The 21,724-nt window shown below is 42.1% G+C and carries 14 protein-coding genes; 4 read left to right on the forward strand and 10 right to left on the reverse strand.

Annotation, left to right across the window (positions count from 1 at the left end; all coding sequences use genetic code 11):
• Positions 1 to 227 precede the first annotated feature (227 nt).
• The 3 genes from M2448_RS08025 to M2448_RS08035 form a co-directional block, all read right to left on the reverse strand.
• Positions 228 to 1,547: a TolC family protein gene (locus M2448_RS08025; RefSeq protein WP_280645725.1), complete on the reverse strand. Its 1,320-nt coding sequence runs from the start codon at positions 1,545 to 1,547 to the stop codon at positions 228 to 230.
• A gap of 369 nt (positions 1,548 to 1,916) precedes the next feature.
• Positions 1,917 to 4,955: an efflux RND transporter permease subunit gene (locus M2448_RS08030; protein ID WP_280645724.1), complete on the reverse strand. Its 3,039-nt coding sequence runs from the start codon at positions 4,953 to 4,955 to the stop codon at positions 1,917 to 1,919.
• Between the two features lie 122 nt (positions 4,956 to 5,077).
• Positions 5,078 to 6,172, reverse strand: coding sequence for an efflux RND transporter periplasmic adaptor subunit (locus M2448_RS08035; RefSeq protein ID WP_280645723.1), 1,095 nt, complete (start codon positions 6,170 to 6,172; stop codon positions 5,078 to 5,080).
• Positions 6,173 to 7,001: 829 nt separating this feature from the next.
• On the opposite strand from M2448_RS08035, the gene M2448_RS08040 reads away from it, so the two are divergent.
• The 4 genes from M2448_RS08040 to nadC all read left to right on the forward strand — a co-directional run bounded on the left by M2448_RS08040 (position 7,002) and on the right by nadC (position 12,043).
• Positions 7,002 to 8,210 carry a hexokinase gene (locus M2448_RS08040; protein WP_280645722.1) on the forward strand — a complete coding sequence of 403 codons (1,209 nt, stop codon included), beginning with the start codon at positions 7,002 to 7,004 and terminating at the stop codon, positions 8,208 to 8,210.
• Positions 8,211 to 8,382: 172 nt separating this feature from the next.
• Entirely contained in the window at positions 8,383 to 9,387 is a 1,005-nt protein-coding gene (gene nadA, locus M2448_RS08045) for a quinolinate synthase NadA (RefSeq protein WP_280645721.1), read from the forward strand.
• Positions 9,388 to 9,605: 218 nt separating this feature from the next.
• Positions 9,606 to 11,180 (forward strand): L-aspartate oxidase, encoded by a 1,575-nt coding sequence (gene nadB / locus M2448_RS08050; RefSeq protein WP_280645720.1) that lies wholly within the window; start codon positions 9,606 to 9,608, stop codon positions 11,178 to 11,180.
• The gene (gene nadC, locus M2448_RS08055; protein ID WP_280645719.1) at positions 11,177 to 12,043 is read left to right on the forward strand and encodes a carboxylating nicotinate-nucleotide diphosphorylase; all 867 of its coding nucleotides are present in this window, start codon (positions 11,177 to 11,179) and stop codon (positions 12,041 to 12,043) included. Before nadB ends, nadC begins: the two co-directional genes overlap by 4 nt.
• Positions 12,044 to 12,055: 12 nt before the next feature.
• On the opposite strand, the gene M2448_RS08060 is transcribed toward nadC, so the two are convergent.
• The 7 genes from M2448_RS08060 to M2448_RS08090 all read right to left on the reverse strand — a co-directional run bounded on the left by M2448_RS08060 (position 12,056) and on the right by M2448_RS08090 (position 21,686).
• Positions 12,056 to 12,910, reverse strand: a complete 855-nt coding sequence (locus M2448_RS08060; protein ID WP_280645718.1) for a neutral zinc metallopeptidase — start codon at positions 12,908 to 12,910, stop codon at positions 12,056 to 12,058.
• A 163-nt stretch (positions 12,911 to 13,073) separates the two neighbouring features.
• Positions 13,074 to 15,551, reverse strand: a complete 2,478-nt coding sequence (locus M2448_RS08065) for an NAD(P)(+) transhydrogenase (Re/Si-specific) subunit beta (protein WP_280645785.1) — start codon at positions 15,549 to 15,551, stop codon at positions 13,074 to 13,076.
• Positions 15,551 to 15,862 carry an NAD(P) transhydrogenase subunit alpha gene (locus M2448_RS08070; RefSeq protein ID WP_280645717.1) on the reverse strand — a complete coding sequence of 104 codons (312 nt, stop codon included), beginning with the start codon at positions 15,860 to 15,862 and terminating at the stop codon, positions 15,551 to 15,553. The genes M2448_RS08065 and M2448_RS08070 overlap by 1 nt, the downstream gene beginning before the upstream one ends.
• Before the next feature lie 26 nt (positions 15,863 to 15,888).
• Positions 15,889 to 17,049: an NAD(P) transhydrogenase subunit alpha gene (locus tag M2448_RS08075; RefSeq protein ID WP_280645716.1), complete on the reverse strand. Its 1,161-nt coding sequence runs from the start codon at positions 17,047 to 17,049 to the stop codon at positions 15,889 to 15,891.
• A 268-nt stretch (positions 17,050 to 17,317) separates the two neighbouring features.
• Positions 17,318 to 19,717: a family 20 glycosylhydrolase gene (locus tag M2448_RS08080; protein ID WP_280645715.1), complete on the reverse strand. Its 2,400-nt coding sequence runs from the start codon at positions 19,715 to 19,717 to the stop codon at positions 17,318 to 17,320.
• A gap of 173 nt (positions 19,718 to 19,890) precedes the next feature.
• Complete coding sequence (locus tag M2448_RS08085) at positions 19,891 to 20,613, reverse strand: LytTR family DNA-binding domain-containing protein (protein ID WP_280645714.1); 723 nt, start codon at positions 20,611 to 20,613, stop codon at positions 19,891 to 19,893.
• Positions 20,610 to 21,686: a histidine kinase gene (locus M2448_RS08090; protein ID WP_280645713.1), complete on the reverse strand. Its 1,077-nt coding sequence runs from the start codon at positions 21,684 to 21,686 to the stop codon at positions 20,610 to 20,612. Before M2448_RS08090 ends, M2448_RS08085 begins: the two co-directional genes overlap by 4 nt.
• Positions 21,687 to 21,724 lie beyond the last annotated feature (38 nt).

Consider the following 21,724-nt stretch of genomic DNA (forward strand, 5'->3'; position numbering starts at 1 on the left):
CTGATAAACAATATAATATATAAAATATGTAAAGTAATATATTTCTATATTTCAGACACAATCTTTTCCTTGTTGTTACCCTTAATCAACTTGTAATTAGGACTATATTATTGACAAATTATTCAGTATAAAAGAGTAATTTTAGCCATATTAATATTGATGAAAATGCTCAAAACCTGTGTTGCGAATAATATACATATTGTTACATATACATAGTCTTCTTTAATCTATTTTCCGGAATAGCTTAACGCCTGTCCACTGATTTGCATCAGAGAGATTTCGCACAGTTTGGTATTATATTCGGCTTGTACCAGACGCTCTTCAGCTTCAAGCAAACTGTTCTGAGCCTCACGCAATTCTATACCGGCAAGGTCTCCGAGCTTGTAACGCTCAACTGCTATCTCATGATTTTCGCGTGCAGTTTCTACATTCTCTCGTTCCAGATTGGTAAGTTCTATATTATTCCTGTACGCCATCCACATGTTGGCCAGATCAGCTTTCAGTGACAAGGTAGTTTGTTCGTACTGTAATTGCTTGTTTTCGATCTCTATTTTTGCGTTCTTTTGTTTACGTTTGCGATTGAAGCCGCTAAAAAGGTTCATGCCTACCGTAAAGCCGTAATTGAAACCAAGTGTATTCTGTTTGTCGATTGTGCCTGTATTATAGATATTCCGGCTATATCCATAGCCTGCATTTACTCTCAGATAAGGATAGTTCTCGCTTTGGGCTGTCTTTAAATCCAATTCGCTCAGATTTCTGTTTCTGCCGGCCAATAGCAGAAAACTATTGGATGAGAGAGTACGTTGCCATATCTCTTCCTGATTGAGGAACTGGTTGAATGATATTGTAGAATCGCTTGTTACTATCAGTTGGTCTACCTTATCTACAGCCATCATCTGATTTAGCGAAATACGCGAAGCATACAATATCTCATACTGTTTTATCAGGCGCGAACTGTCACTGTTGAAGTCTACGCGTGCCTGTTGCATTTCCAGACGCGAACCTGCGCCTATCTCGTAACGTGCTTCTACTATGCGAAGGCGCTCTTTTGATAGCTTTACGGCTGATTTGAGATTGTTCAGGCGGATATTTTGCTGTATATAGTTATAATATTCGGCTGTCAGATCAGCTATAAAGTTTTCTATAGTAAGGCGGGTATTGAGTTCGCCCATCTGTTGCAGTTCCTTCAGTCGCTTATGATTGGTCTGAATGTTGAATCCGTCAAATACAGTCCAATTAAGATTAACCCCTGCATTCAGTAGCTGATTGTGAACCCCGTTGTTTTTGTTCTGTCCACCTTCCGACAGATTTTGCGTAACATCGTTTACTGTTCCTGAATAACCGGCAGTAAGGTCTACTGTAGGCAGATAGCCCGCATTGCCGATAGTCATGTTATTATCGGATATCTCCTGATTGTTACGGGTTATCCTGATATCGTAATTTTGTTGTAATCCGGTTTCTATACATCTTTTCAGATCATACACTACCTGTGCCTGCATCAATACAGGCAAAACAAGCAGTAATGCAATTGGTATATATTTCTTCATATATGATAAATTCTCAATTTCTATTCCTTTTTAACTAAAAGCTGACATTTCTTACAAAGTTTACTCGTTTTTAGTTTTAGCTACACTTTGTTCCGCTGAACGATGTTTCTAGCTTGCTAGTCCAACCCTATTTTTTGTAGGGGCTGACCCGCGTGTCTGCCCAATTATTTGGTTTTCGGGCGAACACATGGATTCGCCCCTACAGCATTCCCTTTTCAGGGATTTGCAACTCCCTCTCCCTTCGGAGAGGGTTCGGGTGAGGTGGTTTTTAACTAAAACCTTACAAACCTTACAAAGGTTACACATTATACAATGTTTTATGCTGCAAACTGTTACCGATCTCTATCGGCACTATATAGATAAATATTTTTACTTCTCATCGACTGCCTTTTTGCCTCTGTCGGTAGATATGTACAGATACATGGCAGGAACAACAAAGATAGTAAGCAATGTAGATACCATCATGCCACCGATAACGGCTACCCCCATAGCATTACGACCGTTGGCACCTTCAGCACTGGCGAAAATCAATGGTAAAAGACCTAATACAGTGGAAAAACTCGTCATCAGAATAGGACGCAGACGCTGTACTGCCGCTCCCTGTATAGCTTCCATTTTGCTCATGCCTGTTTCTTGTCGCTGATTGGCAAATTCCACAATAAGAATACCATTCTTTGCTACCAGTCCGATAAGCATGATGATACCGATCTGGCTGAAAATATTCATCGTGACATCTTTCACGTACATAAACAGCAATGCTCCGGCAATGGCCAACGGTACTGTAAGCATGATAACAAAAGGATCTTTGAAACTCTCGAACTGTGCTGCCAAAATAAGGAATATCAATAAGATAGCCAATACGAAAGCAAACATAAGGCTCGATGAACTTTCCCTGAAGTCTTTGGAGTCACCCGACAATGCTGTGCGGAATGTGTCGTCAAGAGTTTCTTTCGCAATTCTGTCCATTTCGTCGAGTCCCGCACCGATAGTAACACCCGGAGCTAGTCCCGCCGAAACGGTTGCCGAATTGAAACGGTTGTAACGGTAAAGTTGCGGCGGTGCAACACTTTCTTCCAGACGCACAAGGTTATCCATCTGTATCATGTTTCCCGAAAGATTTTTCAGGTATATCGATTTCAGATCGAGAGGCGTATTACGTTGCTGACGATTTATTTCACCCAGTATCTGATATTGTTTTCCATTCATATAGAAATAACCCATACGCTGCCCGCTCAGTGCATACTGCAATGTCTGTCCTATGTCTCGCGTACTCACGCCAAGCAAGGCAGCCTTGTCCCTGTCTATGATAATACGGGTTTCGGGCTTGGTAAATTTCAAATTCACATCTGCCATCTGGAACAGAGGGCTTTCTTGCACCTTACGCATAAATTCGGGAATAAATTCTTCCAGTTTTGCTATATTAGGAGCTTGTAGTACATATTGTATCGGCATACTTGAACGTCGTCCGCCAAATGTAGATTGCTGTTGTACAAATGTACGGGCACCGGTTTCGCGTCTTACCGCCTTTGTCAGTTCTGCTGCTATTTCCATCTGGCTTCTGCTACGGTCTTTTATATCGGGCAGACTCAGATTGATAAAACCGCCTCCAGTCCATACACGCATCGTGTTGATAAGCCTTTCGGGGGCTACTGTATCGGCTATGACTGCAATTTTTTCCGTATAGTTACGATTAAATTCATAGGTAGAGCCTTCGGGGCCACTTGTACGTATCGTTATTTGCGAACGGTCTTCGAGTGGAGCCATTTCAGAAGGGATGACACTGATCAGATAACCGATAGCCGCTAGCGTAACGGCTATTATAGGCAATACAATAACTTTGCGTTTTAAGAAAGCAGCTAAAGCATTATGGTAACCGTTTGTCAACCAAAGGAAGAATGGTTCGGTTTTTCTGTAAAACCAATTCGGTCTGTCTACCTTTTTCAGTAGTTTAGTCGACAACATCGGTGTGAAAGTGAGGGCGACGAATGCCGAAATAAGAACGGCTCCCGCTACCACAATACTAAATTCGCGGAACAGACGACCTGTCATTCCCTCAAGAAATACAATAGGGAAAAATACGGCTACAACTGTAATGGTAGTGGAAATAACGGCGAAAAATATTTCTTTCGAGCCTTCTATACCCGCTTCACGCGGCGTCATTCCACCCTCTATTTTCAGATAAATATTTTCCGTTACCACAATGGCGTCATCTACTACCAGCCCTACAGCCAATACGACTGCTAACATGGAAAGCACATTGATGGAGAATCCTGCAACATACATCACAAAGAAAGCCCCCACCAGCGATACGGGAATAACTACACATGGAACCAATGTCACACGCCAGTCGCGGAGGAAAAGGAAAATAATAATAACAACCAGTAAAAATGCTATATAAACGGTTTCTTCCACTTCGGCAATAGATGCCCGTATAAACTTCGTATTATCGAAAGCCACATCGATAAAGACATCTTCAGGCAGGTCTTTTCTCAACTGTTCGAGACGTATCATCGCTTCGTTCGAAATCTCTATCTGATTGGCACCGGGTTGCGGGATAATTACTGTGCTTACGGCGGGCACACCATTGCGGCGCATAATGCTCCGGTGGTTTTCTGTACCCAGCTCAGCTGTCCCTACATCCTTGAATCGTACTACATTATAATTATCTTCTTTGATAATCATGTTGTTAAATTCTTCAGGTGTTTGCATCAAACCTAATGTGCGAATGGCAAGTTCAAGGTCATTTCCTTCTATACTACCCGATGGTAATTCTACATTCTCCCTGTCTACTGCATTTTTTACATCCATAGGTGTAATGCCGTACGAAGCCATTTTTACAGGATCGAGCCACAGGCGCATCGAATAACGATTTTGTCCCCATATCTCAACAGCACTTACATTCGGTATGGTCTGCAATCGTTCTTTAACCGTCAGTTCGGCTATTTCGCTCAGTTCGAGCAACGAACGTTTTTCACTTTGTATGCTGATCTGTATGATAGGATTTGCATCGGCATCGGCTTTCGATACGGTAGGAGGGTCGCAGTCGCGCGGCAGATAGCGCTGGGCGCGCGATACCTTGTCTCGTACGTCATTTGCAGCAGTTTCCAGATCGACCGTTAATTCAAATTCGACCGTTATACGGCTTTGTCCCTGACTACTGCTACTTGTGAGCGACCTGATACCGGGAATACCATTGATATTCTGTTCGAGCGGTTCGGTAATCTGATTTTCTATGATTTCTGCATTAGCACCCGGATAAGATACATTCACCGAGATAATTGGGTTGTCTATATTCGGATACTCGCGTACACCCAGATAGGTGTATCCGATCATACCCAGCAGGAATATAACCAATACGAATACGGTTGCCAGTACCGGACGCTTTATGCTTATTTCGGATATTGTCATTGGTTTATTATTGACGTCTAACCCCGAAGGGAGAATTAAGGATTATAAGTTCTATTATTATTTCTAATTAATTGTTGATGCAGATACCATATTCCCCCAAGAGGGAGGCTAGGAGAGGGCTGTTACTCAAAACTGTCTATTACTACAGGCAGCCCGTCACGCAACTGCATTACACCCGTTACCAGCAGCGTATCTCCTGCATTCAGTCCGCTCAGCACCTGAATGGACGATGCAGTACGCATTCCTTTTTTGAGTTGTACCTGATGCGCCTTCCCGTCCTTATATACATATGCTATATCGCGTCCCATTTCGGCAATCGTGGAAAGGCTAGGTATAACCAGCGTATTTTTTATCTCCTGCAATCGTATCTCTATGTTTGTAGAAAGTCCCGGTTTAAGCCTTCCTCCCGGGTTGGAATACAATGCGCGGGCTTTCAGAGTCAGTGTTTGTTTATCCAGATTCGATTCTACGGCGTACACTGTTGCCTGATAAGAGCTCATGTCGTTATCCAGAGAAAATGTAAGCACAGTGCCGGCTTTTACATTATTCACATGGGCTTCGTTTACCGAAAACTCAATCTTTAAAGGCGATATTTTTGTCAGATGCGATATAATAGTGGTAGGCGAGGCGTAAGTACCTTCACTGACCTGACGCAGCCCGATAACACCATCGAACGGTGCCCGAAGCTCGGTCTGTGCGATACGCGACTTTACGAGGTCGATATCCGCCCTTAGTTTTTCCAACTCGGTATTTACCGATTCGTAGGCTTCCTGACTTACGGCATCTTTTGCCAATAGCGACTTCTGACGGAAAACCCTGTCCTGAGCAAGCGGAACCTGAGCTTGTAGTTTTTGCAATTCGGCCTGTAAGGGTTTGTCATTTACCTTAGCCAATAGTTGCCCTTTGCGCACTGTCGATCCTTCTTTGAAGTGAATTTCCGTTATTTTTCCGGATGTTTCGAACGAGAGGTCTACTTCTTCATCGGGAATAAGCAGCCCTTTTGTCCTGATCACATCAGTCAGATTTTCATACTTCAATATCTGGGCGTTCACATTCAGTGCCGAACGTCCGGTTTTCCCTCCCTTGTTTCCTTCGGTAGTGGGTACAGGTTCTCCGTCACCGGATACAACCCAAGCCTTTATTTTAGGATAAAGAGCCATTCCGGCCAAAAACAGTACAATGACTGCAATTAAGGCAATTCTAGTCTTTTTACTCATACAAAATCTTTTCTATTTTCGGGCTTATGGTATAGATTTCCCGAGAATGTGATATTAAATAAGCAAAAAGGTTTAATTCATCTCTCTTTATTTAGTTTTTATTTGCAATAATAAACAGGAGTTAACTAAAGTTAGGTGTTTTATAGCCATGCTTAACCCCGACTTTTTCCGTGCTAACGATTCTGTGAAGTTTAGTAACTAATGCGAATTCAGGAGTTGAAATTATATGATTGTTTATTAGTTACTAGTTACTTCGCCCTTTGGGCAGTTACAAGTTACAAGTAAAATTCTTTATTTATTGTCTCCAGATCGTGCTTTAGCCCGTGCCGTTAGCTTTACCGTAGGGTGAGAAAGGCGTAAAACAAAAACGTGTTTGAGCTTAGTTGTTGGTTCGTATTATGCAAAAGCCATGAGCGAGTTTTTTTGTTTAGCCTTTGAGCCCTATAACGGGTCGTCCTATGAAGCGGGGCGCTAAAGACTTTTTGATTCCTTTTGGGGCTTAGGCCAAAAGGAATGCAAGCAATCTGTGATTGCGCGCAGTAGAAAATAAACAAACGATTATTCAATACAATCTCAAATACTGATTGGCATAACTATCTAAATTTGAGCGAAAATATTTCATATAACTGTTTACCTATTGTACATAATTGTGTACACTGTTTCGTTGCTGAAGCGCAAATGAACTATCGGGCTCGTAGCAGCCGAATTATTAGTATATAAATTAAAAATAGTTATTATCTGGCATATTACTTTTTACATCTGTCTGTTATTCGGTAGCTATTATATATCTTTGTGTATCTAAAAGCAGCTTAATTTAACAGAATACCAAATGAAAAAAAACTTATTTAAATTAAAAACAAGGCAACTGAAGGAAATTGCCCAATCACTTCACGCTAAAGTAGAAAATGGCCTAGAAAAAGATAATACCGAGATTCAGTGTATTCCTACTTACATTAGTCCTAAGACTTCCGGAATCAACGGACATGCTACCGTACTCGATCTTGGAGGAACAAACTACCGCGTGGCTGTAGTGGATTTTGAAGATGGAAAAGCCTCCATACATCCCGAGAACGGTTGGAAAAAAGATTTGTCGGTGATGAGAAGTCCCGGCTTTAGTCGTGACGACCTGTTTAAGGAACAAGCCGATCCGATTGGTGAAATGAAGCGCGAAAAGCCGATGCCTATCGGTTATTGTTTCTCATATCCGGCAGATTCTATGCTCGATGGAGATGCAAAACTGATACGTTGGACAAAAGGAGTAGATATCAAGGAGATGATAGGAAAGCCTGTCGGACAGCCCCTTGTAGACTATCTCAACAAACAAAATGAGGTGAAATTTACCGGAGTGAAGGTAATCAACGATACTGTTGCCAGTCTGTTTGCCGGTCTTACCGAAAGCAACTATGACGCTTATATAGGACTGATTGTAGGTACAGGTACTAATATGGCTACATTTATCAAGACCGATAAGATAAAAAAACTGAATAAGGACTATAAAGGTACAGGGCTAATCCCTGTAAATCTGGAGTCGGGTAATTTCTTCCCTCCGCATCTGACAACTATAGACGATAAGGTAGATGCCTGCTCGGATACTAAAGGTGCACAACGTTTCGAAAAAGCCGTTTCGGGAATGTATCTGGGGGAAATCCTAAAATCGGTCTTCCCTTGCGATGAATTTGAAGAAAGATTCGATGCGCAGAAGCTTACCAATATATTAAATTACCCGGATATACATAAGAAAAGATATGTAAGGGTTGCCGGACAAATATATGAGCGCTCGGCAAAGCTTGTGGCTGCATCTATTGCAGGTCTGGTATCGGTATTGGTGTCGCACGATCCTTCCATCAAACGCATAAAACTGGTAGCCGAAGGAAGCTTGTTCTGGAGTGAACACCGCAAAGGTAAGAACTACAAGGATATGGTTATGTCCGAACTTCAGAATTTGTTATCGGAACTGGAGCACGATGACGTACATGTATATGTAGGCAAAATGGATAATGCAAATCTGATAGGATCGGCCATTGCTGCATTATCATAATACTTATATAAAATATCTGTTACAGCAGGATTCGGAGAATACTCCCGAATCCTGTTTGCTTTTGAAAGGAATGCTGTAAGGCGTCAATTTATCTATACTGATATGGTTTAAATCACTTTTTATAAGTATTTTTGTCATCGATTTAACCATTACAATAAAAGAATAAATGTGTATGACAATACTCGAAAAAGCAATGGCAGCACTGCCTGATAAAGGTTATCTGAATATGGAAATCCCCAAAGGTGTAAATCTGGTAGAAGAAATAAACCGGATGCGTAAAGAAAAAAATGCTATCATCCTTGCGCATTATTATCAGACTGGAGATATTCAGGATATCGCCGATTTCTTGGGTGATAGTTTGCAGCTTGCTCGTGCAGCCGAAAATACTGATGCCGATATGATCGTTTTCTGCGGAGTTCACTTCATGGCCGAAACGGCTAAAATACTGAATCCGACAAAGAAAGTCGTACTTCCCGATTTGCTCGCAGGTTGTTCGCTTGCCGATTCGTGTTCGGGAGAGGGTTTGCGTGAACTGAAAAAGAAGCACCCCGAAGCTATTGTTGTCAGCTATATAAATTGCGATTCGTCGGTAAAGGCAGAGAGCGATATTATCGTTACCTCGTCTAATGCCGAACTTATAATAAATTCGTTACCCAAAGAACAGGAAATTATATTTGCCCCTGACCGCAACTTGGGACGATACATCAATCAGGTGACAGGACGCAATATGATACTGTGGGACGGTGCCTGTATCGTACACGAAGCTTTTTCGCTGGAACGCATAGCACAGCAGATGCTCGATCATCCTAATGCGAAACTGATAGCGCACCCTGAGGCTCAAAAGCCTGTTTTGCAGGTGGCACATCATGTAGGATCTACTTCCAATCTGCTTAACTATGTTGTAAATGACGAAAGTCAGGAATTTATCGTTGCCACAGAAGAGGGCATATTGCACGAAATGCGAAAACGTGCACCGGGTAAGACACTGATTCCGGCGCTGACAATAGATGACACTTGTAATTGCAGCGAGTGCCACTTTATGAAACTCAACACAATGGAAAAACTATACTTGTGCATGAAATATGAACAGCCGGAGATACTGATGGATGAAGAAATACGCCTGAAAGCGCTGAAGCCTATCAACCGAATGCTGGAAATGTCGAAAGCGATAAAATAAATTGCAAGTAATAAGTTATCACTCGCGCAGGCAGGGGATAGCTTGTTTTTTATTAATTATCTGGGGGGAGAAAGGATTGTTTAATGTAATTATTATAAAATGAGTTTGCTACGCAGCACACAGACTGGAATTGAGTCGCATTCGCTCCTCGAACGTTGTTTCTGCGCAAGCAAAAAAGCAAAAGGATAAAAAAAGAGACATAACTCATAACTAAATAAATGATATACACAGATGTTCTTGTAATAGGTTCGGGTATTTCCGGACTGTCGTACGCGCTGAAAATAGCACAACAACGTCCCGATACGCGGATAAGCATTATCACAAAATCGGATGATGAAGAATCGAACACAAAATATGCACAGGGCGGTGTAGCTGTAGTAACCGACTTTACAAAAGATAGTTTTGAGAAGCACATCGAAGATACTTTACGTGCCGGAGATGGTATGTGTAAGCGCGAAGCTGTGGAAGTCGTAGTAACTGAAGGCCCCGAACGCATACGCGAAATGGTAGAGTGGGGAGCTAACTTCGACAAGGACGAAACGCAGCACTACGATCTTGGGCGCGAAGGCGGACATACCGAGAATCGTGTGGTACACTACAAGGACATTACCGGAGCCGAAATAGAACGAGCCTTGTTGACAGCGATACAACGGCTCGAGAATGTGGAGCTGTTGAATCATCATTATGTCATAGACCTTCTGACCGAACATCAGGTACCCGATGCAGAGTTCGATAAATATAATCTGAACTGTTATGGGGCTTATGTACTGGATATGAAGAACCAGAAAATAAAAAAAATGTCTGCAAAGATCACACTGATGGCAACAGGTGGTTGCGGGCATGTATATAAAAATACGACTAATCCGATTATCGCTACCGGAGACGGTATCGGGCTGGCACACCGCGCAAAGGCTAAGATCAGCAATATGCAATTTATACAGTTTCATCCCACAGCATTTTACAGTACCATGTCGGGGCAGTTGCCGTTGATATCTGAAGCTGTAAGAGGGTTCGGTGCAAAATTGCGTACTGCTTCGGGCGAGCCGTTTATGCATAAATATGACGATCGGGAAGAACTTGCCTCGCGCGATATTGTTGCTCGTGCCATCGACAGTGAAATGAAACAGCGGGGCGACGACTATGTCTGTCTCGATTGCCGCCATCTCGATCAGCGCAAATTCATGGAGCATTTCCCGAATATCTACAAGCAATGTAAGGATGCCGGACTGGATATGTTCAAAGATCTGATTCCTGTAGTACCTGCCAGTCATTACCTGTGTGGAGGTATAGACGTAGACCTGTTCGGGCAAAGTACCATCAAAAATATGTTTGCCGTAGGCGAATGTTCTAACACCGGACTGCATGGAGCTAACAGGTTGGCATCGAATTCTCTGTTAGAAGCTCTTGTGTTTGCTCACAGGGCAGCACTAAAAACGGTAGAGCGGCTGACAGAGGATAACTTCAACTATGAACAACTGCACGCAATACCCGAATGGAATCAGGAAGGAATGAAGGTAAATGACGAAATGGTATTGCTTAACTACCTGCGCAAAGAGCTTCAGAGCCTGATGAGTGACCTTGTGGGCATCGTACGCAGCAATAGACGTCTGAATCTGGCTAAACAAAAGGAAGAAGAGATATATAAGTCTGTAAAGGAGATTTACAATTTCTCTATCCTGTCTCCGCAATTGTCGGAACTACGTAACCTCGCCAGTGTTGCATACCTCATTATAACACAAAGTATAGAACAAAACGAGAATAAAGGAACATTTTATAATAAAGACCTGAAATGAAAAACAACAGACCATCATACGTGACAGACGAAGCTTTGCAACACTTCGTAAGTGAAGCTATCAGAGAAGACATAGGTGACGGAGATCACTCTACACTAGCCAGTGTTCCGGCAGGGCTGAAACAACGAGCACGCTTACTTATAAAGCACGACTGTGTTTTAGCAGGCGTAGAACTTGCTCAGTATATATTTCATTTCTACGACAAGTCACTGGAAATAGAAGTGTTCAAGAATGACGGAGATACAGTAAAAGTAGGTGACGTAGCTTTCGTAGTTACCGGATCGGCTCAGTCAATCCTTACAATGGAACGTCTTGTGCTGAACTGTATGCAACGCATGAGTGGTATTGCCACATATACCCGCCGTATGGTAGACCTGCTTGCCGATACCAATACCCGCATACTTGATACTCGTAAAACAACGCCGACATTCCGTATGTGTGAGAAATGGGCGGTGCAAATCGGTGGCGGGCAAAATCACCGTTTCGGATTGTTCGATATGGTGATGCTGAAAGACAATCATAACGACTATGCCGGAGGTATAACTCCTGCGGTAGAAGCCACAGTAAAATATCTGAAAGAGAAAGGTAAAGACCTGAAAATAGAAGTGGAAACCCGTAATCTGGAAGAAGTAAAAGAGGCCTTAGCTACTAAGGCGGTAGATATTATTATGCTCGACAATATGTCTCTGGCAGAAATGTCGGAAGCCGTACATCTTATAAACGGAGCTGCCAAAATAGAAGCTTCGGGGGGAATAACGAAAGAGACTGCTCATAATATAGCAAAAACCGGAGTAGACTATATCTCCTCCGGCGCTATTATATATTCGGCTCCTAACATAGATCTGAGCCTGAAAGCATTCTGAATTATATAGGGGTTAAAGCTGCGAATAAGGAACAGAAAAAGTATCGCCATCTGATATTTTCCCTGTTTGCAGCCCTTTTTTCAGCCAGCGCGAACGCTGTGCCGATGTCCCATGATTGAAGGCATCGGGTACTGTATATCCCTGCGATTTCATTTGCAGGCGGTCGTCTCCGATTTGTGAAGCTGCATTCAGACCTTCGTCTATATCGCCTTCTTCTATCGAGTTGTAGTTTTTATTATCATAATATGCCCAGATGCCGGCATAGAAATCGGCTTGTAATTCCAGTCTTACATTCAGTTGATTACTTTCTTTCTGGCTCATACGCTGTTGCTGTTGATGCACTTTATCCAATGTTCCCAGCAAGTATTGCACATGATGCCCTACCTCGTGCGCAATAACATAGGCATAGGCAAAATCACCGCCTGCATCCAACTGGTCTTTCATCTGATTGAAAAATGAAAGATCTATATATACAGACTGGTCTGCCGGACAATAGAAAGGCCCTGTCGATGAAGATGCACTCCCGCAACCCGAAGTCGTAGCACTTGTGAATAATACCAATTGAGGTGCTTTATATTTCATCCCGTTCTGTTGGAAAATTGCAGTCCACACATCCTCTGTTCCGGCAAATACCCTTTTAGAAAACAGTGCCATCGCCTCTTCTTCGGCAGTCGGTTTGTATTCTGTATTTGTAGAGGTCATTCCTTCAACCGCTTGCTGTGTAAAGAAACTTAAAGGATTACCACCCATAAGCCATATTATCAGTCCGGCAATGATGGTACCACCGATACCTAAGGTTGCTTTACCCCGACCTTTGCCGCGGCGGTCATCTACATTGTCACTAGTTCGTCTTCCGTCCAATCTCATATCTTTTCTTCTTTATATATTATTTGTGAAGTTTTGTTATGCAAACATATAAAAAAACTAATTATGTTGGTTCAATATATAAAATAAATCAGACCAATATATAATAATATAACAACAAATGGCAGAAGAAAAATCTTCTGCCATTTATATAATTAACTTGTTATTAGTTGAAACTATTATGTAACTCGGTTAAAGATACTTTAGCATCGCCCAGCATCATAGTCACCTTATCCTTCATTTCGTAGAGCGGATTCGGTACGCCGGCATAACCCGGTTTCAGGTCGAAGTTACAGATAATGATATGTTTTGCCTGATCCACGTTCAGTACAGGCATACCGTATATCGGCGTACCTTCGGCATCACGCGCAGCAGGATTGAGCACATCGTTCGCACCGATGACTACCACCACATCCGTATCTTTAAACTCGTCATTGATGTTATCCATCTCGTACAACTGATCGTAAGGCACATCTGCTTCGGCTAACAATACATTCATGTGTCCGGGCATACGTCCTGCAACAGGATGAATGGCGTATTTTACCTCTGTTCCCTGTGCTTCGAAACTGTCTGCCAGTTGTCGTACCTGATGTTGCGCCTGTGCCAATGCCATTCCGTAGCCGGGAACGATAATCGCACGCTTGGCTGATTTAAGAATACTGTTTGTATTTGTATCTTCTTTTTCTACAATCTTTTCAGTATTGTTAACCTGCTGTATAACCTTTGCAACCGATTCTTTAGCATCACCCAGCATCATAGTTACCTTATCCTTCATTTCGTAGAGCGGATTCGGTACGCCGGCATAACCCGGTTTCAGGTCGAAGTTACAGATAATGATATGTTTTGCCTGATCCACGTTCAGTACAGGCATACCATATATCGGTGTGCCTTCGGCATCACGCGCAGCAGGGTTGAGTACATCGTTCGCACCGATGACTACCACCACATCCGTATCTTTAAACTCGTCATTGATGTTATCCATTTCGTACAACTGATCGTAAGGCACATCTGCTTCGGCCAGCAATACATTCATGTGTCCAGGCATACGTCCTGCAACAGGATGAATGGCATATTTTACCTCTGTTCCCTGTGCTTCGAAACTGTCTGCCAGTTGTCGTACCTGATGCTGTGCCTGTGCCAATGCCATTCCGTAGCCGGGAACGATAATCGCACGCTTGGCTGATTTAAGAATACTGTTTGTATTTGTATCTTCTTTTTCTACAATCTTTTCAGTATTGTTAACCTGCTGTATAACCTTTGCAACCGATTCTTTAGCATCGCCCAGCATCATAGTTACCTTATCCTTCATTTCGTAGAGCGGATTCGGTACGCCGGCATAACCCGGTTTCAGGTCGAAGTTACAGATAATGATATGTTTTGCCTGATCCACGTTCAGTACAGGCATACCATATATCGGTGTACCCTCAGCATCACGCGCAGCAGGGTTGAGTACATCGTTCGCACCGATGACTACCACCACATCCGTATCTTTAAACTCGTCATTGATGTTATCCATCTCGTACAACTGATCGTAAGGCACATCTGCTTCGGCCAGCAATACATTCATGTGTCCGGGCATACGTCCTGCAACAGGATGAATGGCGTATTTTACTTCTGTTCCCTGTGCTTCGAAACTGTCTGCCAGTTGTCGTACCTGATGTTGCGCCTGTGCCAATGCCATTCCGTAACCGGGAACGATAATCGCACGCTTGGCTGATTTAAGGATACTTGCTAATGAATTTTCTTCTGTTACGACTGTCTCTATTACTTTTTCTACAGGTTTGTCAGCCTTAACAGCAACCGGTGCAGCCGTATTACCCATCAGTATAACCATGAGTTTGCGATTCATCGCCCTGCACATTATCTGTGTCAGAAGCAATCCCGAAGAACCTACGATACCTCCGATAGCTACTACCAGCAGATCGCCTATCGCCATACCGGCAATAGCAGCAGCTACTCCTGCCAGTGATGTAAGCAATGATATTGTAATAGGCATATCGGCTCCTCCGACACGAATGGCAAAAGCCAATCCGAAAAGAGAACCGAATACTACAGCAATAGTGAGTATAAAATAAGGGTTAGCAATAATACTTTGAGACGACCCGATAAAGAATGCAAAAGCGATAGCCGCAACCGATCCGGTGATAGTAACAATCGTAATCAACTGATGATTTTTCCAGATCACAGGCTTTTGTGGCAGCACTCTGTGTAGTTTGCCGGCTGCAACCATACTGCCTACGAAAGTCACCATACCTACTACAACAGCGAGTGTGGCAGTTACATTCACAAAAAGTGGAAACTCGGATGGTTTTACTCCAATATTGATCAGAGTAAGTGCACCGACTATACCTCCTGCCAATCCGCCCAATCCGTTGAGCATTGCCACTGTCTGCGGCATTTCTATCATCTGCACTTTACGGGCAAGAATAGCTCCGATAATACTTCCTATTAATATAAAGGCATAGATAGTAGTGACTTCAAAGATGCGGTAATACAGCAGTGTCACTATAATTCCCACAAACATACAGAAGGACAGGAGAAGATTACCCCGAACAGCCGTAGTAACCTTACTCATCATAGATATTCCCAGCAATGCCAAAAGGGAGAGGACTCCACAAACGATATAAAAGATTGTTTCCGTCATCATTTTTCAGTACTTTTTTTCTTCGGATTAAACATTCTGAGCATACGGTGGGTAACCCCAAAACCGGCTACTACATTCACTGTAGCCAAAAGAACACCTATACCACCGAATATTTGTCCGGCGAGCAGCCCTGTACCTCCTGCCTGATATGAATATCCTACCGTAACGATAGCTCCCAGAAGGCATATACCTGCCAAAGCATTCATCCCCGACATTAACGGAGTATGCAACAGACTGGGTACATTCTTGATAATGAGATAGCCCACGAATGAGGATACAAGGAAGATCAATATTAAATAAATCGGATTCATATTGCTATGTATTAATGATTTATATGTTAATTCTTACCCATTGCTTCCAGTGCTCCGGCATGAACTACATTACCGTCTATAGATACCAGAATTGACTTGACAATTTCGTCAGACATATCGAGTTCTATCTTTCCGTCTTTAGTCAGGTATTTAACCAGATTATATACATTATTGGCAAACATCCATGTAGAGCTGGTAGGCAGCATTCCCGGAATGTTTTTGATACCTATCAGTGTAACCCCATGTTTCACTTCGGTGCTTCCCGGAGGTGTTATAGAACAGTTTCCCCCCTGATCGATAGATATATCTACTACAACCGATCCGTTCGGCATTGTTTTCACCATGTCTTCAGTTAACAGTATAGGAGCTATCTTTCCCGGAACCAGAGCGCTACAGAACACAATGTCCATATCTTTTATTATTTCGCTCAGTTTCTCCCGCTCTTTGATGATCCATTCTTCCGACAGGCTTTTGGCATATCCTCCTTCAGCTATTGCCAACTCAGCCGGCACTCCTGTGTCTATCAGTTTTGCACCCAAGCTCATAGCCTGCTCTAAGGCAGCAGGACGAATATCTGTAGCATACGTGATTGCACCCAGACGTTTTGCCGTTGCCAGAGCTTGTAAACCGCCCACACCTACACCAATGACCAATACTTTAGCCGGAGGAATAGAACCTACAGCTGTGAACATAGGCGGTATAAACTTAGACATAGCATTAGCAGCCAGAAGAATTCCTTTATATCCGGCACATGTACTCATAGAAGTGAGTGCATCCATATTCTGGGCGCGTGATATACGTGGAACTCCATCGAGAGTCATAGCAATAATTCCTTTTGCAGCCAGCATTTGTACCATTTCGTGATTAACCGGAGACGCCGGATGTATAAAAGTGATCAGATATTGCCCCGCGTGCATCAGATCTACTTCATGCTTGTTGTGCGTAGTATTGAACAAAGGTTCTTTTACTTTAAGGATCAAATCGGCTTTTTGAAAAAGCTCTTCGGCAGAAGTTATAATTTGTGCACCAGCAGCAGTGTAGTCTTCATCAAAATAGAATGATCCTATTCCTGCTTTTTGTTCGATTAAAACTGTAGCCCCGTCAGTAACAAACTTTTTTACTGTTTCCGGACTTGCTGCCACGCGTGCTTCGCCAGGCATAATCTCTTTTGGGATTCCAATAATCATAATGTAAGTTTTTTAGGTATATTCTTGGTTAATCTAAATAATCAAGCTCTACTTATTTGTGAAATCAAATAATTCAGCTTTCAAAATGATTCAAATATAGTAATAAAAGAATATAAATTATCCTATTTTTCAAAATACTTTTCTTCTTTTTTTTATTGATAATATTTTCTTGTATTTCCCATTGTTTCCCAAACACTTATATAAAAAGAAATCCTGCCAATAAATTAATATTAACAGGATTCTCTATTAAGATATATATTCTGATTGTTTACCTGAAGGAGGAGGCATCCAATACCGCAAATGATGGCTGATCGGATTTACGCATCGATAAGGTTATATTTTCCCACTGTGTAGGCCATCCTCCGAAGATAGCACCCATTCTTACTATTTTCACAGCGTGGTATCCTTTGGCTAATGCTATAGATTTATCACTGCGTGAGAAACGGCGTGCAGTACCATTGTTGTCTTTCTCGTTGGAGATGAATAGTGTATTGTCGAGCCAGAATTCATAATCGGTGCTGAAATAGTAAACACCATCTTCCGGAATATTCAGGTATCCTGTAAGCACTGTAGAATAAAAACTGTCAGGATACAACTCCATATAATTCATCACCCTGTATTTACTATCTTGCGGAGCGCCAACCTGTTCGGTACTTTCGGCCGTTTTGCCTTCCAGTTCGGCTACAGTTCTTGCATAGCCTTTGTAGTATTCGGTTTTAAGTCCCGGTTTAGCATCTGCCGGCTTGTCTGTGGCAGGAGCAAATGTTTGTTTCTCCAATGTGATTGTACGTACAGGGCTCATCTTATCTGACAATAGCACACTGCGTATTTTTAGCGTTGTATTTTCTGTGAATGTCAATGGTTTATCATAAGGCGTAGAAGTCAGGGTAGGTTCGCTACCGTCTGTTGTATAAACCATTCGGGCAGGCTCTGTTGTCTTGAATTCCATTGTAGCCTGATCGGTGAAAGCTACAAAATTACAAGAACGCGGAGCTGTTACAGAATTACCCCAGCTATTTACACCAAGAGCAAAGCCCTTATCTTCCGGCATAGGGATATAATAGTTGATATCATACATATCCAAGCGTACACGCTGATTGTCGATACGGCGCTCGAAGTCTTTATAGTCCTTCTTTTCCTTAGGCGTCCATCCCAGTTCGGCCAGAGCGATAACACGAGGATATATATCGTGTTCCATTCCTGCTTCTGTATATTTGTACTCATTCCAGATATTCACCTGTGCGCCAAGTATATGATGTTTCTTATCTTCTGCTATCTTTACAGGAACAGGCTCATAGTCATATATTTTTTCTAAAGTAGTCATACCGCCGATAGTAACAGGCTGCAATGTATAATCGCCTTGGAATCTGTCCATATACATCCACTTTTGTGGAGCCATTATCACATCATGTCCCATATTTGCAGAGGCTATACCGCCTTCTTCGCCTCGCCAGCTTAACACTGTGGCCGATGGAGCCAAGCCTCCTTCGAGAATCTCGTCCCAACCGATCATTTTCTTATTGTTTTTTATCAGGAACTTTTCGATGCGCTGAACTACATAGCTTTGGAGCCTTTCTTCTGCACTATGGTCTTTATCTGCCTTTAGTCCTAGTTCTTTGATTCGTGCCTGACATTTAGGACACTCTTTCCAACGCAGCTTAGGGCACTCGTCTCCACCTATATGGAAATATTCACTATCAAACAATGGAATGGCTTCAGCCAATACATCTTCGAGGAACTGGAAAACACTGTCGTTTCCTGCACAAAATACGTCTGTAGCAACACCCCAGACATTTCTTACCTCTATCGGTTTCCCTGTACACGACAGTTCAGGGTAGGCGTGTAATGCACCAACGGCATGTCCCGGTAATTCAATTTCAGGTATAACTTCTATAAAACGCTCTTTGGCATAGGCTACTACATCTTTTATCTGCTCCTGTGTGTAAAAATATGGGCCGTATGTATTGCCTTCGCCTTCGGTACGCATAGCACCCATTTCGGTAAGCTTAGGATATTTCTTTATTTCAATACGCCATCCCTGATCGTCGGTCAAGTGCCAGTGGAATTTGTTGATTTTGAACATGGATAGTACATCGAGCTGCTTTTTGATAAAGTCTACACTTGCAAAATGGCGACACACATCGAGGTGCATTCCGCGATATTTGAAACGAGGTTCGTCTTTTATGGTAACAGCAGGTACTTTCCATACGATGTTTCTAACGATAGTCGAACTTTCTATTTCGGCAGGTAGTAGCTGCATCAGAGTTTGCATTCCGTAGAATATTCCCTGAGGTGTTTTTGCCTGAATATCTACTCCTTTATCTGTAATATCAAGCAGATAACCTTCGTCGTTTACTGCTATGTCAGGGGAGATTGCAAGATTGATGTAATCTACAGCAGGTTTACTTTTATCTACATTCAGATTGTAGCCGGTAGAATTTTTTATCTTAGCGGCAAAATATGAGGCTACTTTACTTACAGCATCATCGTTAGCCACAAATACAACACTCTTAGAAAGTTTGAAGGTGTCCTCCCTCTGGGTTATTTCCAAAGGCATAGGGGTAATGTTTATACCTTCATTGTATGGTTTCCGGACGGTTTTTCCCGCCTCTCCGCACGATACCAGCATTATTGCTGCGAGTGATAGCAAGGGTAGTAGTTTTTTCATTAGCATAACGATTTAATTTATTTAGGATTTAATTCTCCAACTACAAATATAACTATCCTTTAGATTGGTTGTATCTGTAAAATGTTAATTAACATTTAGCCACAAAGCTTGCTAATATGTTAATGAAGCTACAAACGATCCGCATAATTATTTGATTAATAAGTATTTATTGCTTATAAAAAGTGTTTGTTCAGAAATTCGGTAAATTTAGCTTTATAAGATTCTGATACCGGAATGTATTCTTTTCCGAAAATGATGCAGTTTCGTTCTATCGTTTTAATCTTATCCAGATTAACAATAAATGAGCGGTGAACACGCATAAACAGGGTAGGAGGCAGCTTGTCTTCGAGCGACTGCATACTCATCAACGAGCTTACGGGTTCTTTTTCAGTCTCCAGATGAAATTTCACATAGTCTTTTTGGTTCTCGATGTAAAGAATATTCTCGAATTCTATTTTCTCCATACGATAACCCGATTTTATAAAAATACTGGAAGATGAGATTGATTCTTCGGTTGTTACGGCTTCTCTCGAAGTAAGTTTGAACCATTCTAATGCTTTATTGGCTGCTTGCAGAAACTCTGTATAGTTTATTGGTTTAAGCAAATAGTCAAGTGCATTGAGGCGAAAACCTTCTACTGCATACTGGTCGTATGCTGTGGTGAATATAACACGTACAGATGGCGACAGCGTTTTTGAGAACTCCAGTCCGTTGATCTGGGGCATATTGATATCGAGAAACAATACATCTATGTTTTCGCTGTTGAGCGTGTCTATTGCCGATAAAGCATTATTGAATGTTCCTGCCAACTCGAGAAATGATGTTTTCAGTACATACGTTTTTAATAAATCTATAGCCAAAGGCTCATCGTCTACAATAATACATTTCAATTTCATGGCAATATATTTTGTTTGGAGAAATCAATCCTCAGTAGTGTAAAGAAGCTGTTTGTCCGTTTTTCTGCAACGAATTCATATTTGTCGGGATATAGCAGGTCGAGTCTTTTTTGCAGGTTGCTTATGCCTATGCCTATACGTTCTTCCATATTATTTTCCTTTTCGAACAGGCTGTTCTCTACAGTACAAAGCACACCTTTTCCGGGGTCTACCAGTATGCTGATATCGATAAAACTGTCTTCACCATTATTAATGCCATGTTTAAAGGCGTTTTCGATAAGTGTCATAAACATAAGCGATGCCACCAAGTCGGTACTACCTTTACTTTCTATCAATACATCCAGCTTTACATTTGCACTCAGACGCAGCTTCATCAGGTCGATATAGTTGCGGGTAAATTCCAGTTCCTTATCCATCGGCACAAACTTCTCGTTATTGTCATACATCACATATCGCAACAGATTGCTGAGCCTGTGAACGGCATCCTGCGCCCCAGTCTGGTCAACAGCTATCAGCGAATAAATATTGTTCAGTGTGTTGAACAGAAAATGAGGGTTCAATTGGCTTCGCAAGTTACGCAGATCAGCTTCGAGCTGTATGCTTTTTGCTTTTTCGAAAGTAATGGAATCGCGATACCATCTGATTGTGGTTTTTATTGTCACACTCAGCCCTATAACAAAAAGCATGGATACATATTCTATAATTAACCGCATAACCATAGGCGGACCTCCGGGACCTCTGTGTCGCGCTCTTTCCATGGGCGGCATCCGGTCGAATATCTCTTCCAAAGGTGGTTTTAGCAGGTCGGTAACATAGCTCTGCATGACTACCATCAGTAGCATCAATACAACATTGATGAGTATGTATAAAACAAATTTTTTACTGAACAGAAATTTATCTATGAGATACAAGTAGTTGATATAGAATAGAAATGCAAAAGCAGCTATACGTACTACATAGGTGAGGTAAGGCTTACTTTCGAAGCTGCCTTCTTTTATCATGAAAAGCATCGGTACTATCAATAGAATAGTCCAGACGAATATATGTGAGAATACTTTTATAAAGTTTTTCATAACTCAAAGTTTAAAGACAACATCCTCACTGAGACGAC

It is taken from the genome of Dysgonomonas sp. PF1-14 (assembly GCF_029892965.1).
Classification (GTDB): domain Bacteria; phylum Bacteroidota; class Bacteroidia; order Bacteroidales; family Dysgonomonadaceae; genus Dysgonomonas.